Genomic DNA, 16,041 nt, shown 5'->3' with positions numbered 1-16,041 from the left:
GTTTGCTCAGCGGCTGGTGAGGACCTCGGCCAGATTGAACTGGACCGGGCGTTCCAGCTGGTCGTACGTGCAGGTTCGGGGATCTCGATCGGGCCGCCAGCGCTCGAACTGCGCGGTGTGCCGGAACCGGATGCCCTCCATGTAGTCGTAGCGGACCTCGACCACCCGCTCCGGGCGCAGCGGCGTGAAGGAGAGGTCCTTGCCGTTGTTCCAGCGGCTGTACTCGTTCTTGCGCGGGGTGCGTTCGCCCTGCTCGTGCGCCGCCCAGTCCCACGGGTGCCCGTCGAACGAGGTGACCAGCGGCTGCATCTCCTCGAACAACTCCTCGCGGACGGCCATCGGGAAGCTGCCGATCACGCCCACCGAGACCAGCACGTCGCGCTCGTCGTACAGGCCGAGCAGCAGCGAGCCGATCCGATTTTCGCCCGACTTGTGCACCCGGTAGCCGGCCACCACGCAGTCCGCGGTCCGCTTGTGCTTGATCTTGGTCATCACCCGCTTGTCGGGCTGATACGTGAGATCCCGCGCCTTGGCGATCAACCCGTCCAGCCCGGCGCCCTCGAACTCCGCGAACCACCGTCGCGCGGTAGGAAGATCGTCGGTGGCCGGGGTGATGTGCACCGGCGGCTGCGCATCCTTGAGTACGTCGAGCAGCCGCTCGCGTCGCTCGGCGAACGGGCGTTCGGTCAGGTCCTCGTCGCCGATCGCGAGCAGGTCGAAGGCCACGAAGCTGGCCGGCGTCTGCTCGCTGAGCAGCTTGACCCGGCTGGCGGCGGGGTGGATGCGCTGCTGGAGCGCCTCGAAGTCGAGCATGTTGCGCCCGGTGTCGGCCACGATCACCTCGCCGTCGATCACCGCCCGCTCCGGGAAGTTCGCCAGCACGGCCCGGACGACCTCGGGAAAGTACCGGGTCATCGGCTTCTCGTTGCGGCTGCCGATCTCCACCTCGTCGCCGTCCCGGAAGATGATCGAGCGGAAGCCGTCCCACTTCGGCTCGTACACCTGGCCGGGTGGGATCTCCGCGACGGGCTTGGCGAGCATCGGCTTGACCGGCGGGTTGATCGGCAGCTCCATGGCACCAGTGTGCCCTCTTTACTCTCCCCCTGTGGTAGGCCACAGACTGCGAGTCATGGACTACACACGGCAGACCGAGTTCTCCGACCCCCGCGCCCACGCGCGCCTGTTCGACCCGTTGCCCGACGACCCGGGCGGCATCGGGGAGGTGATCCGCAACCTCGTCGTCCACTACCGCGCCTCGGGCATCGACTTCCCGCCCGACCGGCTGGCTGAGATCGACAGCCGCTGGGCCGACCGCCTGCTGGACGCCGACCGCCGGCGGTTCGACACCCCGCTGGCCGAGCCGCGCGCCCCGGAGCAGCGGATCGTCGGCTGCTGCCGCGACTTCACGCTGCTCACGGTGGCGGCGCTGCGGCACAAGGGCATCCCCGCCCGCAGCCGGGTCGGCTTCGCCGACTACTTCGCCCCGGACTGGCACTACGACCACGTGATCACCGAGTACCGGGACGGCGACCGCTGGGTCAGCTTCGACAGCGAAGAGGACAAGTACGTCCCGTTGGCGCCCGGCGGCCTCCGGACGGCGGCGCAGGTCTGGACGGCCTACCGGCGCGGCGAGATCGACGTGGACAAGTTCGGCGTCCACCCGTCGATCGCCGAGCTCCGCGGCGGGTGGTTCGTCCGCAACTACGTCATCTCGGAACTGGCCCACCGCCGCGGCGAGGAGTTGCTGCTGTGGGACCTGTGGGGCGGCATGAGCCTCGACCTGGACGGCGACCTGGCGTTGATCGACCAGGTGGCCGACCTGCTGCTCGCGGCGGACGCGGGCGACGACGCGGCCGAGACCAAGCTGGCCGAGCTCTACCTTTCCCGGGCGGAATTGCGGCCCGGCAGCCGGGTCCGGTGCGCGTCTCCGGCCGGCGCCGAGGTCACGATCGACCTCGAAAAGCGGGGTGTGGCTACCTGACCAGCAGCTCGACGAGGCGATCCAGTTCGGCTTGCGGGTCGGCGGCCAGGCCCATGTGCACCGGGCCGGCCCGCAGGATCGTGCTGCGCGGGGCGACCAGCCACCGGAACCGCTCGCCCGGCTTCATCTCGCCCGCGGCGCCCGCGCCGGTGCAGGTCGCCTCCCAGGACGCGAGGGCGGCGGCGACCGCGGCGACGTCGACCTCCGGGTCGAGCGCGCGCAGCCGGTCCTCGTGCAGGTGGGTACGGGCGGCGAGGAAGTCCAGGCGCTGGCTGTAGAGCACCACGCCCACGTTGATCAGCTCACCGCGCTCGATCCGGGGGACGGCCTGGATGATGGCGTACTCGTACGGGATTCTCATGGCAGCCACGCCTCCGGCCGCTCGGCGCGCCGGGACAGATGACGCAGGTAGGCGTCGCGGTCGCCGTCGTCCAGCCACTCCTCCGGCACCAGCGCCAGCACCTCGGCGAGCAGGGCCGGGGTCAGCCGCTCGGCGAGCGCGGGACCCTCCGTGGCCAGCGCGGTCGCGTACGGCTTGAGGACGTGGTCGTCCCACTTGTAGGCCCGGTGCACCACGCTCTCGGCGCGCGGCCAGTTGTGGTGGAAGTACAGGGTGGCACCGTGGTCGATCAGCCAGAGGGCGTTGTGCCAGATCAGCAGGTTCGGGTTGCGCCAGCTGCGGTCGACGTTCTCGACGTACGCGTCGAAGGCGACCACCCGCGAGGCCAGCGCCGGGTCGACCGGGTGCGCGTTGGGATCGTAGCCGAGCGAGCCGGGCAGGAAGTCCATCCCCAGGTTGGTGCCGGCGCTCGCCTTGATCAGCTCCTGGACCTCCTCGTCCGGCTCGGCCCGGGCGACGATCGGATCCAGGTGCACCACGGCGAGATCCGGCACCGGCAGGCCGAGCCGCCGCGCGAGCTCGCCGGAGATCACCTCGGCGACCAGCGCCTTCGGACCCTGCCCGGCGCCGCGGAACTTCACCACGTAGGTGCCCAGGTCATCCGCCTCGACCACGCCGGGTAGCGAGCCGCCCTCACGCAGCGGAGTGACATACCGCAGCGCGGTGACGTCTCGTAACACGCCGCCCACCCTAACCGCCGCCGATCACCACTTGGCGCCACCCCGGCAAGGGCAACGCGGCCCCCTCACCGCTCGGCGCCGCACCGTGCCGCTGCCTCCGCCGTGCAGCTGCCCCGCCGTGCGCTGCCCCGCCATCCTGCTGCCCCGGCCGTGCGCTGCCCCGCCACGCTGCTGCCCCCGGCCGTGCGCTGCCCCGCCACGCTGCTGCCCCCGGCCGTGCGCTGCCCCGCCATCCTGCTGCCCCCGGCCGTGCGCTGCCCCGCCACGCTGCTGCCCCCGGCCGTGCGCTGCCCCGCCATGCTGCTGCCCCCGGCCGTGCGCTGCCCCGCCGTGCTACTGCCCCCGCCGTGTTACTGCCCCCGCCGTGCTACTGCCCCGCCATGCCGCTGCCGCTTCCCCGCCGTGCTGCTGCCCCGGTCCAGCCGCCGTGCCGCGCGACACTCCGGTGGCCCCCAGCCCGGCGAGTTCCCAAAGGCCGGGGTGCTGCGCCCGGCCTTTGCTCTGCGCACCGATACGCACCAATATCGAGCGGCCGTTCGCTTTCGGTGACGCAGGCTGAAGAGCGCCGCCGACGCGCGGCCGACCCGGACGTGCGTATCGGTACGCAGAGCAAAACGCCCACGCAGGCTGAAAGGCGCCGCCGACGCGCGGCCGACCCGGACGTGCGTATCGGTGCGCAGAGCAAAGTGGCCGGTGGACACAACGCGGACGCGGGCACAATGCGGGCACGGACGCGGGCCGCGAGTCGGGGACTCGCGGCCCGCGTCGAGGGTCAGACCGTGGTCGGGCCCTGGCGGCGCAGCTCGTCGACCTTGGTCATGGCCTCGCGCAGGCCGGCGAGCCACTCCTCGGTGTGCTGGCCGACCAGCTTCACGCACCAGGCCAGGGCCTCGGAGCGGGAGCGGGCCACGCCGGCGTCGACCAGGGTGTCGAGGATGTGGCGCTCGGGCTGGCGCAGGCGGGTCATCACCGGGGCGGCCAGGTGGGTGAACAACTCGTTGGTGTCGCCGCAGCGGACGCCCCAGGCGACCTTGCGCTGGTAGCGGTGCTCGATCTGGCGGGCCACCCGGATCCGGTCCTCCCGGGTGTCCTCGCGGAACTGGTTGATCCGGCCGGCCTGGCTGGCGGCCCGGTCGGCCTCGGCGGCGTCGGCGCCCAGGTCGGGCTCCGGAATGCGGCCCCAGATGATGATCTCGTCGCGGTCGACGACGATCTCGGGGCGCTCGGTGAACCACCCATCCGGGATGGCGCCGGTCACCCAGGCGGCGGCGTCATCCGCGGCGGGCGGCTCGGCCCGGCCACCGCCGGGCGGTGCTTGACGAAAACGCATGTCCAACCTCCCCAAACGAACCTGATTACAGAATTACACCGTTACAGCGCTTACTGCCATCGCGTTCGCTGGGGGCGGAAGCCGGAGCCTCAACGGAGCTGGTCGGCGTACATCTCCCAGGGCGCCTGCGGCAGCACGTGACCGGTCTCCAGCAGGGACTTCAGGTTGGCCATCACCGCCGGCCAGCCGAGCGAGACCATCCGCAGCGCCTCCTCGTCGGCCAGGTTCTCCTGGGTAACGGTCAGCCGGACGATCTCCTGCCACGGCTCGATCTCGAAGGTGACCGTGGACGGCACGGCCGGCTGCACCTCGACGGCCGGATCCTCGAAGGTGACCACCAGGCGGCGCGGCGGTTCGGCCGTCAGCACCTTGCCGCCGACGTCCGAGATGCCCGAGCCGTCGGTGCGCAGGTGCTCCCACGTCGAGCCGGGCTGCCAGTCCGACACGTTGCTGTGGCCCCAGTACCGGGCGGTCAGGTCAGCGTCGGTGAGGGCCTGCCAGACCCGTTCGGGCGTGCTGTGGATGTACGTCACGTACACAAAAGTGGGTTTGTCGGTCATGTCTCGCTCCTCCGCGCTCTTCTTGATGGCAGCCAGCGTCCGCAACCTCGGCTGCTCGAACGGCGCCAGCCATCGCTGCTGGATGTCGTAGATCGGAACCGGGTTGAGGAAGTGCAACTTCTCCCGGCTGCGGCGAACCGTGCTGATCAGGTTCGCCTCCTCGAGGACGGCCAGGTGCTGGGTCACCGACTGGCGGGCCATCGCCAGCTGCCCGCAGAGCTGCCCGAGCGTCTGCCCGTCGCGTTCGCGCAGGCTGTCGAGCAGGCGGCGCCGGGACGGATCGGCGAGCGCTCGGAACACCTTGTCCATGGCGCCATTATGCAGTCGTACGCCTGCATAACGTCAAGTAGTGAACGACGCCCGCAAGCAGAACGCCGACGACGTACCAGAGCAGGTCGGCGGAATCGAAGACCCGGCCGAGGACCAGGCGGGCCACCACACTGTGCGCGGACAGCGCCGTCGGCACGCCGGTGAGCTGGAAGAACTCGACCGCCCAGCAGTAGCCGGTCGAGATCAGCGCGACCGGCAGCGGGCGTCCGCGCGGCCAGAGGACCAGCACCCCGCCGTAGAAGGCGGACGCGTACAGCGCGGTGCCGGAGATCTGGTCCAGCGGACCGGTGGCCTCCACCAGCGGCCCGGTGACCAGCCGGATGGCGAACGCCAGCCCCAGCGACCCCACGATCAGTGCGGCGCCGAGCAACCTAGAGGACGAACGCATCGGTCCAGAGCTGCCGCGAGTGCCCGCTCAACGCCTCCATCAGGGCCACCGCCTGGTTGTCGGTGAGCCCGGCCACGAAGTCGATCACCGCGCGGCCGCGGGCCTGACCCAGCCGGTCGGGCGTGCCGTCGGGCAGCTCGGTCTCGGCCAGCTCGACCAGGTCGCGCAGCCGCCGCGGCAGGCGCTGCTCCTCGTCCGGGTCGGTGAGCCAGGCCAGCAGCGCCTCCACCAGCGAGGCCAGCAGCCGGGCCTGACCGCGCTGGTGCAGGGCCAGGTCGGGCCGGGCCAGCACGAACCGGTTCTGCACGAACTTGAGGATCTGCACCTCGTGCCACTGGGCCGTGGCAAGCTGCACGTGCCCGGAGCGGACCGCGGGCTGCTCGACCAGCTCCACCGACTCGACCAGCCGCCTGGTCCAGGTCGCCGAGAACGCCGCGACCTGCGCCTCCGCCTCCAGCGAGCCGTCGAACGGGAGGGCCAGCAGGCCGTCGACCAGCTCGGCGCGGACCAGCTCGACGGCGGCCGCGAACGCCGCGTCGTCGGCCATCCAGCCGTCCTTGCGGTGCAGCTGCCGGCGTAGCGACTCGATCGCCCCGCCGGCCCGGTTCGGGTCCGCCGACGTACCCCACCGCTGCCAGGCCATCAGCTCGGCGGCGACCGCGCCCTGCTGCAGCACGCCGACCCGGTGCACGTCCTCCAGGTCGTGGATCGCGTACGCGATGTCGTCGGCCGTGTCCATCACCGAGGCCTCGACGGTCTGCTGCCAGTCGGCGACCCGCCCGGCGAACGGCGACCGGGCGGCCAGCATGTCGTCGACCTCGGTCAGGTAGGCGCCGAACTTGACCGACCCGGCCTCGGGATCGTCCGGCGACGCGGCCGCCCCGCGCGGCGGCGGGTTCATGTATCGGGCGTCGCCGTGCCGGGTCCACGGGTACTTGAGGATCGCCGCCCGAACCGCGTTGGTGAGGTTGAGCCCGATCGTCGCCTCGCCGCGGATCTCGGTGCTGGTCACGATCCGGTACGACTGGGCGTTGCCCTCGAACCCGTCCGGGACCCGCAGCCGCTGCCGGGCCAGCTGGTCGAGGACCCGCTCGCCGAGGTGCCCGAACGGCGGGTGGCCGAGGTCGTGGGCGAGCGCGGCCGCCTCCACCACATCCGGGTCGCAGCCGCCCAGCTTCTCGGAGAGCACCGAGCTTTCCGCGACCCGCTCGGCGATCGCCCGGGCCACCTGGGCGACCTTGAGGCTGTGCGTCATCCGGTTGTGCACGAGCAGGCCGGCGCCGCCGGGGCTGATCACCTGGGTGACGCCGGCCAGCCGGGCGAAGAACGGGGAGCTGACGATCCGGTCGCGGTCGACCCGGAACGGGCTGGAAGCCAGGTCACCCGGTGCGACCAGGCTCTCCCCGAAGAGCCGCTGGGCCCGCGAATCGTCCATGCCCGGCTACGTTACCGCCCCGGCCGGCGTGTCGACCGTCACGTCCGGGTAGCCCGGATCGTTGTCGTGCGGCTGGCAATCGGCCTGGTCAGTTCGTCAAACTGGGCTGATGGCGAAGCGAGGACGTACCGGAGCGTTGGTGGCACTGGCGCTGGGCGCCGCGGCGGTGTGGGTGGGCAAGGACATCCCCCGGCAGATGGGCGCCAAGGCCAAGGGCGATCGGCTGGCCCGGGTGCTGGCCTCGCCGCAGTTCTCCGGCGGGAAGTTCCGGAACACGGTGCCCGCCACCGAGCTGACCGGGGCGTCGATCCCCGGGCTCGCGCTCGCCGCCATGCGCGACCGCGAGTCCCGCCACCCGCGCCTGCCGATCCCGCTCGTCACCCCCGACCCGGGGCTCGACGCCGACGGCCTGCACGTCACCTGGTACGGGCACTCCTCGGCGCTGGTCGAGATCGAGGGCCGGCGGGTGCTGCTCGACCCGGTGTGGAGCGAGCGGTGCTCGCCGAGCCGCATCTCCGGGCCCAAGCGGCTGCACGAGCCCCCGGTGGCGCTGCGTGACCTGCCGCCGCTCGACGCCGTGCTGATCTCCCACGACCACTACGACCACCTGGACATGGAGACCATCCAGAACCTGGTGGATCTCCAGGCCGCGCCGTTCCTGGTGCCGCTGGGCGTCGGCGCGCACCTCGAGCGCTGGGGCGTGCCCACCACCCGGATCATCGAGCTCGACTGGAACGAGCGGGCCAAGGTGGCCGGCCTGGAGTTCATCGCGACCGCCGCCCGGCACTTCTCCGGGCGCGGCTTCAGCCGGGACGAGACGCTCTGGACGAGCTGGGTGATCCTCGGCCCGACCCGCCGGGTGTTCTACTCCGGCGACACCGGCTACTTCCCGGGCTTCGCCGAGATCGGCCAGGAGCACGGGCCCTTCGACGTCACGCTCGTCCAGGTCGGCGCCTACGGCGACGCCTGGCCGGACATCCACATGATCCCCGAGGACGGGGTGGCCACCCACCTGGACGTCCGCGGCGGACTGATGATCCCGGTGCACTGGGCCACCTTCAACCTGTCCCTGCACGAGTGGCCCGAGCCGGCCGACCGGGTCTGGGCCGAGGCCAAGGCCCGGGACGTGCGGCTGGCCGTGCCCCGGCCGGGCGAGCGGGTCGACGTGGACAACCCGCCCGCGGTCGACGGCTGGTGGCAGGCGATCGCCTGATCAGCGAGCCGCGTTCCCAGCGAGCCGCGTTCCCAGCGAGCCGCGTTCCCAGCCAGTCGTGTTCCCAGCCAGTCGCGTTCTCAGCGAGCCGCGTGGAAGGCCGCCACGAAGAGCATCGCCAGGATCAGCACGGCGCTGGTCACGAACTGGACGGTGTGCGAGACCACCTCGCGGCGGCCGGTGCGTTCCGCCCGGTGGGTGGTGTTCACGTCGGAGCCGCTGAGGCGGTACGCGGTGATGATGACCGTCGCCACGGTCAGGACGGCGGCGACGCTGGCGGCGGAACCCTGTTGATACGACATGCCGAAACCCCCTGGTGCCGGATGAAAGGCCAGTGTGTGGGGAGCGGATCGGTTCAATCCAGAGGATTTCGGGCCCAATAGGTCGTAAACCTCTTAACTCGATATAGACCTTTTGTCGGTAATCTGTCAATAGCCCGTCAGGCCGGGGGTGACCAGGCCTCGATCGAGGTCCGGAGGTCCTCCATCTCCCGGCGGCCGGCGCCGGCCAGGGCCACCACGTCGGCGTGCAGGGCCTGCATCGCCTCGGTGGCCTCGACGTCGTGGCCGGCCCGGGAGCGCATGTCGGCGGCCAGGAAGCGCAGGGTCAGCGTGTCCAGGTGGCTCGGGCCGAGCACCCGGTGGTAGTCCTCGGCCAGGCGATCCATCCGGGACAGGGCCTCGGCGTACGCCCCGGTCTCGCCCAGCCACGCGGTCAGTTCGACCTCGACCTCGAACACCTCGGTGGAATCCGGCCCGAGCACCCGGCGGAAGTCGTCGAGCAGCGGGCGCAACTCGGCCACCGCCGCCTCGGGGTCGGCCGGCCCGACGATCTCGACCAGGGCCACCCGGGTGTTCAGCGTGTCCCGGTGGTCGGCGCCGAGCGCGCGCTCATAGTCGGCGATCAGCTCGCGCAGCCCCTCGGCGGCGCCCTCCTGATCGCCGGACGCGTCCTGCCAGGTGGCGATCGCGTGCCGGGTGGCGAGGGTGTTCGGGTCGTCCGGGCCGAGCACCCGGCGGCGCACGGTCAACAGGTCGCGGAAGCCGGCGAGTGCCCGATCGGGGTCGCCGGCTCGCCCGTACGCCCAAAGAAGGTTGTTTCGCACGATGAGGGTGTCGGGATGTTCCGCCCCGAGCCGCGCGGCCGCGATCGGCAGCAGGCGTTCCCAGTACGTAACGGCGGCGGGCAGCATTCCCTGATGCGGCAGGCTGTTGCCGGCCCGGAACACCACCTGGTGCACGCCGCTCGCCCACAGCGCCTCATCGTCGGTCCGCACCAGCGCCTCGGCGTTGGCCCGTAGCAGTTCGACCAGCTCAGTGTCCCGTTCGACCTCGGGCCAGGCGGCGAGCAGCAGGTCGGCCGCCTCGCCTGGATCGTCCCGCATCAGCGTCTCGAAGTCGTGCTGCCACGACTGCAGATCCCCCGCCCCGGAAGGAAGATGGGTCATAGCCGGATGTGATCACACGACGACGCCGGGTGTCGATACATTGTGGACTTTTGAGAAAAGTCCCTTACCGGGGCAGGCAGATCTTCACGGCGCCGGGCTCGACCGTGGCGGTGAAGCGCGTCGTCTCCTCGCGGGCGCCGCCGTCCAACTCGTACACCATCTTGGTCTTGAGTTTGACGTCGATCCGGCGGGCGCGGGTGGTGCGGACGAAGGGCGACCGGTCGGAGCGGCCGACCGCCATCGTGCCGAGCGCGCGGGCCCACTCCAGCGCGCCCTGGGCGGTGGCGACGCCGACGTCGAGCCAGCCGTCGTCCGGCTTGGCGTCGTCGAAGGCCCGGATGCCGCCGGTGATCGTGCCGACGTTGCCGATCAGCACGCAGCTGGCCTCGTCGTCGAACCACTTCACCCCGTCGACCAGGATACGGGCGCTCGCCGCCTCGCCGTTGACGTGGCGCAGGCCGGTCCAGACGTAGGCGAGCTTGCCGAGCCGGTCCTTCATCTTCCGGTCGGCGTCGCGGATCATCGCGCCGTCGAAGCCGACGCCGGCCATCACGCCGAAGTGTTCGCCGTCGAGCTTGCCGAGGTCGATCCGGTGCCGCCGCCCACAAAGCGCGATATCCAGGGACTTTTCCAGGTCATGCGGGATGCCGAGGTTGCCGGCCAGCAGGTTGCCGGTGCCGGCCGGGATGATCCCCACGGGCACCTTGGAGCCGGCCACCACATCGAGTGCCCGCTGCACCATCCCGTCGCCGCCCCACACGAGGAGCAAGTCGGGCTTTTCCCCGATAAGTGATTTGACCTTCTTGGGGGCCTTGCGGCTCTTGTCGACCTCCTCCCACAGGAGATCGCCGACACCGAAGTCGGACAGACGGCGACGCAATTCATCCAGGCCACCGTCGAGCGTCTTCCGCTGATGGGCGACCACGGCGATCGTTCGAGGGGTGCGCATGTGCTGCGCACTACCCGATTCCGGCGCGCGGTAATCAGTTCACGGTCTCGCGCATGCGCTGCTCGGCCGCCGCGCTGCGGATCACCATGAGCCGCAGCTCCAGCTCGTCGGAGACCATCGAGGCCAGGTGCTCGAGAGCGCGCAGCTGCCGCGGCGTGGCCTCGCGCGGCCGGTTGTCGATCACGTTGACCGTGCCCAGCCGGTACCCGTCGTGGGTGCGGATCGGCGCCGCCGCGTAGAAGCGCAGGCCCAGCTCGCCGCGGACCAGCGGGTGCTCGAGCGTACGCGGGTCGACCGCGGCATTGTTGATCACGTAGACGTCGTCCTGGGCGATCACCGACGCGCACAGTCCGGGCTCCTTGCCCACCTCGCGCACCCCGCTCAGCCCCTGGCAGGCGGCCAGCCACACCCGGTCCTGCTCGACCAGCGACACGGTCGCGATCGGCGTGTCGAAGATCGCCGCCGCGACGAACGCGATCCGGTCGTACGCGTCTTCGAGCGGCTGATCGACCAGCCGGTACCGACGAACCGCCTCGAGCCGCGCCCGCTCGTCCGGCGCCACGCTGTCCAGGTATTCGTACGCGTCATTGTTGCTGGTCATGGAACGACCCCCTCCGTGATCGCCGATGGACACGAGGAAGCCTAGAAATCGCCCAGGTGTGGCGCAACACACACAATGACCGAATTGATGCCACTCGGTGCCGAACCGCCGGAGAATCGCACACGCCGTGTGACAGGCTGACCCGCGTGACGGTGTGGATCGCCCTGCTGCGCGCGGTCAACCTCGGCCCCCGCAACAAGGTCCCGATGGCCACCCTCCGTGACCGGCTGGCCGCCGAGGGCCTGCCCGGCTGCCGCACCCACCTGCAGAGCGGCAACGTCATCGTCGACTCCCCCCACGACGTCGCCCCAATCATCCGCGAGGTGGTCCGCCGCGACTTCGGCGTCGACGAGCCGGTCATGGTCCGCAGCCGTGACCGACTCACCGAGATCCTCGCCGCCAACCCGTTTCCCGCCGCGCTGGTGCGCCCCACCCTGCTCCGGGTGCTCTTCCTGGCCGAGCACCCGTCGCCCGACCGCGTCCGCCTCCTCGAGGAGCACGACGACATCCGGGTCCAGGGCCGCGAGGTCTACCTCGACTACCGCACCCACGTCCACGGCAACCCGCGCAACGCCGCCATGGTCACCCGCCGCCTCGCCCTGCACGGCACCGAACGCAACTGGACAACCCTCACAAAAACCCTAGAAATCTCCAAAACCATGTGACCGTACGCGTGGCACCTCCCCCGCCGATTCCCGGCCGCCCCGCCTCCACAACGCGACCCAGCCGCAACTCGAGGCCGCAGCGCGCCTCTCGCGTGTAGCGGTGGTCCAGCATCCCCAGCACTGCCGGTCAGCCGAGCCATCGGCATCCGCCGCCGGCCCTGCCGAGTGCGCGAGGCCGGTCAGCTGGCAGGTAGCCTCGGAGGCGGCGTGTCCGGTTGTAGCGGACTGGTCCGCCACCCGAGCCGTTAGCAGGGACGGGCCCGATGACCGACCAAGCATCGCAGTTCGCCGCCGAGCTCCGTCGACTCCGTAGCGAGCGCGGGCTGTCCTACCGGGCGCTCGCCGAACGGGCCCACTACGGCAAGAGCTACCTCGAAGACCTGGAGAAGGGCCGCAAACCCGCGAACCAGGCGGTAGCCGAGCGGCTCGACAGGGCTCTGGGCGCGGAGGGCCGACTCGCCGCGATCCTCCACCCGGCGGGTGACGGCGCGGACGACGAGATCGAGGCGATCGAGCTGGCGCGGCGGATCACCGCGTCGGACGTCAGCGATGCGACCCTCGACCAGCTCGAGTCGGCCGCCGACAGCATGGCCATGGCCTACGCGACTACACCACCGGTCATCCTGCTCCCCCGGGTTCGCAGGCACCTCGGCTACGTCAGCTCGCTATGGGACGCCCGCAAGACCCTGGCCCAGCAACAGCGACTCCTGGTGATAGGTGGCTGGCTGTCGCTGCTGCGCGCCACCCTGCACGTGGACCTGCGACAGACCGGCGCCGCCGACGCGCACCTCCGTGCCGCGGCCCAGCTAGCCGAGCAGACCGGGCATCGCGAGATCGCGGCTTGGGTGCTGGAGACCCGAGCGTGGGATCTGCTGACCAACGGCGGCTACCGGGAGGCCCTGGAACTGTCGCGGCACGCTCAGGCTGTCGCTCCGGCGGGTGGATCGGCCATCGTGCAAGCCACCGCACAGGAGGGCAGGGCGTGGGCGCGGCTCGGCGACCGGGCACAGACCGGGCGAGCCCTCGACCGGGTGGAGCGGATGGCCGACCAGCGGACACCGCCCGATCACCCCGAGCACCACTACCGCTACGACCCGGCGAAGGCGCACTCGTATGCCGCGACGACGCTTGCTTGGGCGGGCGACCCCGCGGCGGAAACGGTGGCGCGGGACGTCATCGCGGAACTTCAGACCGAGGGAGCAAGGCCGCGGCGGATCGCCTCGGCGCAGCTCGACCTGGGCTTGGCGCTGCTCGCCTCCGGTAAGCCCGACGAGGCGGCGGAGCAGGCACGTCGGGCGATCACGTCGGGCCGGATCGTGCCGTCGAACTGGTGGCGGGTGGCCGAGGTGGTCGCCGCGGTCCACCGGTCCGGAATTACCGAAGCTCGGGATCTGCGCGAGCTGGCCATCGAGCGTCGGCCCCGCGAGTTACCGGCCGGCCGGTAAAACTGTCCGCCAGTCGCGGACAGGCGGACGGCCCTGGCGGACGCGTCGCTACTCCACACGCCGCAATCGCCCGACGACGATCAGTGCGTGCACATCTGCACGGGCCGTCGCGCTCGGAGCGACCGAGGTTCCCCGGGCGTGACGCCGCCCATCGGCATGGGAGGCGGCATGGATGAAGCGATGTGGGAGGGCTTCCCACTCACCAAGGCGGCCGTCGAGGCTACCGCGCTGCCGCCGGACGACGAGCCCGAGCCGCACTTCAGGAACCGGATCCTGCGGATGTACGCCGAGCAGGGGCAGGTAGTGGAGATCGCCGAGGGCGTCTACTTCGCCAGCAAGCTCGAGCCCGGCCTCGACGAATAGGCAAGCCTTCCCTGGTGCGCCGTTCGTCCCCGGCCCCGAACCGGTGGGCTACGCGTCGTTGTCCCAGTTCGCGCGGTTCATTCGGCTCGGCTGGACGCGAGGTGGCTCGCCCGGCATCTTCGGGTGGTCCGGTGGGTAGGGCATGTCGCCCTGGCCGTTGCGCTCGTCCCGCTCCGACCACTCCAGCAGGGGCGTCAGATCATGGGCCACGTCGTCGATCGCCGCGTGGGGGTCGCCGATCTTCGCGAAGCGGGCCGGCAGCGTGCGCAGGTCGAAGTCGTCCGGCTCCACCTGGGGTAACTCGTCCCAGGTCACCGGGGCCGAGGCGGTGGCCCGGGCGTTGGCCCGCAGCGAGTAGGCGCAGGCGATCGTCCGGTCCCGGGCCATCTGGTTGAAGTCGATGAAGACCTTCTCGCCGCGCTCCTCCTTCCACCAGGCCGTGGTGATCCGGTCGGGGGCGCGCCGCTCCACCTCCCGGGCCAGCGCGATCGCCGCCCGGCGGACCTGCACGAACGACCACCGCGGCGCGATCCGGATGTACACGTGCACGCCGCGGCCCCCGGAGGTCTTCGGGAAGCCCACCCAGCCCAGGCCGGCCAGCACCTCGCGGACCACCTCGGCGGTGGCCACCACCTCGGCGAAGCCGGTGCCGGCGTGCGGGTCGAGGTCGATGCGCAGCTCGTCGGGGTGGTCGACGGCGGCGGCCCGGACCGGCCACGGGTGGAAGACGATCGTGCCCATCTGCGCGGCCCAGGCCACGTGGGCGAGGTCGGCCGGGCAGAGCTCGTCGGCGCCCCGGCCGCTCGGGAAGGTGATTTTCGCGGTCTGGATCCACGGGGGTACGCCGCGGGTCGGGATGCGCTTCTGGAAGAAGGCCTCCCCCTCGATCCCGTCCGGGAAGCGCTGCAGGGTGGTGGGCCGGTCGCGCAGGGCGCGCAGGATGCCGTCGCCGACGGCCAGGTAGTACTCGAAGACGTCCCGCTTGGTGTAGCCCCGGCTCGGGAAGACGAGCTTATCGGGGCTGCTCAGCCGGACGGTGTGGCCGGCGATCTCGTGCTCTTCCGCGGCGGCTTTCGGCATGAGACCGACCCTAACGAAACGGGCCGCCCGGTGGGCGGCCCGTTTCCATGGAAGATCAGGCGCTACGACGGCGCCGCGCGTACCAGACCGAGGCGCCGCCGCCGGCCACCATCAGCGCGCCGACCGCGACGATCGTGCTCATCGGGGCGCCGGTCACCGGTAGGGCGTGGCCGGCGCTGACTCCGCCGCTCGGGGTCACGCTGGCTCCCTTGACGCCGGTGTTCGGGGTCGTGCTCGCCTTGGTCGGCGGCACCGTGTCGACGTGCGCGGTCGGGCTGGTGGCGCTCGGTGCCGGGCTGGTCGGGTGCGTGGTGGACGGCGTGGTGGGCGTCGTCGCCGGCGGCGTGGTGGGTGTCCCGTAGCCGCCGTGCCCGCGGGTGTGGCCGGTGGCCGGCGCCGTGGTGGGCGCGACTGTCCCGGTCGCGGTTCCGCCGCCGTAGGCGCAGCCCTCGCGGGCGGCCGCGGCGCACGGGGTCGCGGTGGCCGCGGGCCGGGCCGGGTGATCGGCCGCGGCGAGGGCCGGCGAGGCCGCGAAGAACAAGGCGGCCGCCGCGGGCAGTCCGGCCACCAGGATCCGACGAGTTGCACTCATGAGGAGTTATCCGTTCTGTTGCGGTATTTCCAGGTCCGGAGGGGAGCTTAGCGGCAATTGCCCGATTTACCCCCTAACACCCCCCGGCGGGTCATCATCCCGGAAGACCACCGAAACGGTGACTACGCCACATATAGGACAAAGCGAACATTTTTACCTCGAAACGGGGGTCCGCGGCGAACAGGCCGCCGCTGTACGGCGCCTGCAGGACCAGGCTCGCGCCCGAGTCGAGATAGACCGAGACCACCGTCCGGCCACCCCGGCGCTCCTCCCGCAGGTCGACCACGTGCCGCCAGGGCGCCAGCCCCGACCGCGTGCGGATGCCGCCCGCGCAGATCTGGATGCCGGCCCGCCGCCCGGCCATCAGGCCACCGGCCGCACCGGCCAGCGGCGGGCCGGCGAGCGTGAGCACCCACGCCCAGCTCGGCGACCCGGCCAGCACGGCGACGCCGAGAGAGACCGCTGCCAGGATCGCGCCCAGGTACAGGCCGCGGCCCACCGATTGCCGCCGCGTGGGGCGGAACGATGCATCTTCCATGTTCCCGTCAACGGGTGTGCCGATGACAACGGCCGCACTACGGG

The 16,041-nt window shown here is 71.4% G+C and carries 19 protein-coding genes; 5 read left to right on the top strand and 14 right to left on the bottom strand.

Features of this window, described 5'->3' with window-relative positions:
• Positions 1-6 precede the first annotated feature (6 nt).
• On the bottom strand, positions 7-1,074 hold the full coding sequence (locus tag IH26_RS0100580) for an ATP-dependent DNA ligase (RefSeq protein ID WP_030434085.1): 1,068 nt from the start codon (positions 1,072-1,074) through the stop codon (positions 7-9).
• A gap of 55 nt (positions 1,075-1,129) precedes the next feature.
• Here IH26_RS0100580 and IH26_RS0100575 point away from each other — a divergent pair, with 55 nt between their 5' ends.
• Positions 1,130-1,981, top strand: a complete 852-nt coding sequence (locus IH26_RS0100575; RefSeq protein ID WP_030434084.1) for a transglutaminase-like domain-containing protein — start codon at positions 1,130-1,132, stop codon at positions 1,979-1,981.
• Here IH26_RS0100575 and IH26_RS0100570 read toward each other — a convergent pair.
• From IH26_RS0100570 to IH26_RS0100545, 6 genes are all read right to left on the bottom strand, one after another.
• On the bottom strand, positions 1,974-2,342 hold the full coding sequence (locus IH26_RS0100570) for a DUF3037 domain-containing protein (protein WP_030434083.1): 369 nt from the start codon (positions 2,340-2,342) through the stop codon (positions 1,974-1,976). The two genes, IH26_RS0100575 and IH26_RS0100570, sit on opposite strands and share 8 nt — an antisense overlap.
• Positions 2,339-3,061, bottom strand: coding sequence for a HipA family kinase (locus IH26_RS0100565; protein WP_030434082.1), 723 nt, complete (start codon positions 3,059-3,061; stop codon positions 2,339-2,341). Before IH26_RS0100565 ends, IH26_RS0100570 begins: the two co-directional genes overlap by 4 nt.
• A 772-nt stretch (positions 3,062-3,833) precedes the next feature.
• Positions 3,834-4,391: a hypothetical protein gene (locus IH26_RS0100560; RefSeq protein WP_030434081.1), complete on the bottom strand. Its 558-nt coding sequence runs from the start codon at positions 4,389-4,391 to the stop codon at positions 3,834-3,836.
• Positions 4,392-4,480: 89 nt separating this feature from the next.
• Positions 4,481-5,260, bottom strand: a complete 780-nt coding sequence (locus IH26_RS0100555; RefSeq protein WP_030434080.1) for an ArsR/SmtB family transcription factor — start codon at positions 5,258-5,260, stop codon at positions 4,481-4,483.
• Between the two features lie 7 nt (positions 5,261-5,267).
• Positions 5,268-5,669, bottom strand: a complete 402-nt coding sequence (locus tag IH26_RS0100550) for a ribosomal maturation YjgA family protein (RefSeq protein WP_034213141.1) — start codon at positions 5,667-5,669, stop codon at positions 5,268-5,270.
• Complete coding sequence (locus IH26_RS0100545; RefSeq protein WP_030434078.1) at positions 5,653-7,104, bottom strand: deoxyguanosinetriphosphate triphosphohydrolase family protein; 1,452 nt, start codon at positions 7,102-7,104, stop codon at positions 5,653-5,655. Before IH26_RS0100545 ends, IH26_RS0100550 begins: the two co-directional genes overlap by 17 nt.
• A 109-nt stretch (positions 7,105-7,213) precedes the next feature.
• Between IH26_RS0100545 and IH26_RS0100540 the strand changes: the two genes are divergently transcribed.
• Complete coding sequence (locus tag IH26_RS0100540) at positions 7,214-8,317, top strand: MBL fold metallo-hydrolase (RefSeq protein WP_030434077.1); 1,104 nt, start codon at positions 7,214-7,216, stop codon at positions 8,315-8,317.
• An 80-nt stretch (positions 8,318-8,397) separates the two neighbouring features.
• On the opposite strand, the gene IH26_RS0100535 is transcribed toward IH26_RS0100540, so the two are convergent.
• From IH26_RS0100535 to IH26_RS0100520, 4 genes are all read right to left on the bottom strand, one after another.
• Entirely contained in the window at positions 8,398-8,619 is a 222-nt protein-coding gene (locus IH26_RS0100535; RefSeq protein WP_030434076.1) for a hypothetical protein, read from the bottom strand.
• A 137-nt stretch (positions 8,620-8,756) separates the two neighbouring features.
• A complete protein-coding gene (locus tag IH26_RS52855) occupies positions 8,757-9,764 on the bottom strand; it encodes a tetratricopeptide repeat protein (protein ID WP_051807159.1) in 1,008 nt (335 codons plus the stop codon).
• Between the two features lie 64 nt (positions 9,765-9,828).
• On the bottom strand, positions 9,829-10,713 hold the full coding sequence (locus IH26_RS0100525; protein ID WP_030434074.1) for a diacylglycerol/lipid kinase family protein: 885 nt from the start codon (positions 10,711-10,713) through the stop codon (positions 9,829-9,831).
• 34 nt (positions 10,714-10,747) lie between these two features.
• Positions 10,748-11,314 carry a GAF domain-containing protein gene (locus IH26_RS0100520; RefSeq protein WP_030434073.1) on the bottom strand — a complete coding sequence of 189 codons (567 nt, stop codon included), beginning with the start codon at positions 11,312-11,314 and terminating at the stop codon, positions 10,748-10,750.
• A gap of 146 nt (positions 11,315-11,460) precedes the next feature.
• Between IH26_RS0100520 and IH26_RS0100515 the strand changes: the two genes are divergently transcribed.
• The 3 genes from IH26_RS0100515 (at position 11,461) to IH26_RS0100505 (ending at position 13,787) form a co-directional block, all read left to right on the top strand.
• A complete protein-coding gene (locus IH26_RS0100515; protein ID WP_030434072.1) occupies positions 11,461-11,979 on the top strand; it encodes a DUF1697 domain-containing protein in 519 nt (172 codons plus the stop codon).
• Between the two features lie 263 nt (positions 11,980-12,242).
• Entirely contained in the window at positions 12,243-13,424 is a 1,182-nt protein-coding gene (locus IH26_RS0100510; RefSeq protein WP_030434071.1) for a helix-turn-helix domain-containing protein, read from the top strand.
• Positions 13,425-13,592: 168 nt separating this feature from the next.
• The gene (locus IH26_RS0100505; protein ID WP_157436969.1) at positions 13,593-13,787 is read left to right on the top strand and encodes a hypothetical protein; all 195 of its coding nucleotides are present in this window, start codon (positions 13,593-13,595) and stop codon (positions 13,785-13,787) included.
• Between the two features lie 48 nt (positions 13,788-13,835).
• On the opposite strand, the gene ligD is transcribed toward IH26_RS0100505, so the two are convergent.
• The 3 genes from ligD to IH26_RS0100490 form a co-directional block, all read right to left on the bottom strand.
• Complete coding sequence (gene ligD, locus IH26_RS0100500; protein ID WP_030434069.1) at positions 13,836-14,867, bottom strand: non-homologous end-joining DNA ligase; 1,032 nt, start codon at positions 14,865-14,867, stop codon at positions 13,836-13,838.
• Positions 14,868-14,922: 55 nt separating this feature from the next.
• Positions 14,923-15,459, bottom strand: coding sequence for an LPXTG cell wall anchor domain-containing protein (locus IH26_RS55280; protein ID WP_157436968.1), 537 nt, complete (start codon positions 15,457-15,459; stop codon positions 14,923-14,925).
• 94 nt (positions 15,460-15,553) lie between these two features.
• Positions 15,554-15,997 (bottom strand): hypothetical protein, encoded by a 444-nt coding sequence (locus tag IH26_RS0100490; RefSeq protein WP_030434067.1) that lies wholly within the window; start codon positions 15,995-15,997, stop codon positions 15,554-15,556.
• Positions 15,998-16,041 lie beyond the last annotated feature (44 nt).

This window comes from Actinoplanes subtropicus (assembly GCF_000721705.1).
GTDB classification, from domain to species: Bacteria; Actinomycetota; Actinomycetes; order Mycobacteriales; family Micromonosporaceae; genus Actinoplanes; species Actinoplanes subtropicus.
Note: the sequence above shows the minus strand (reverse complement) of the source record. Positions and strands in the feature narration are given on the sequence as shown.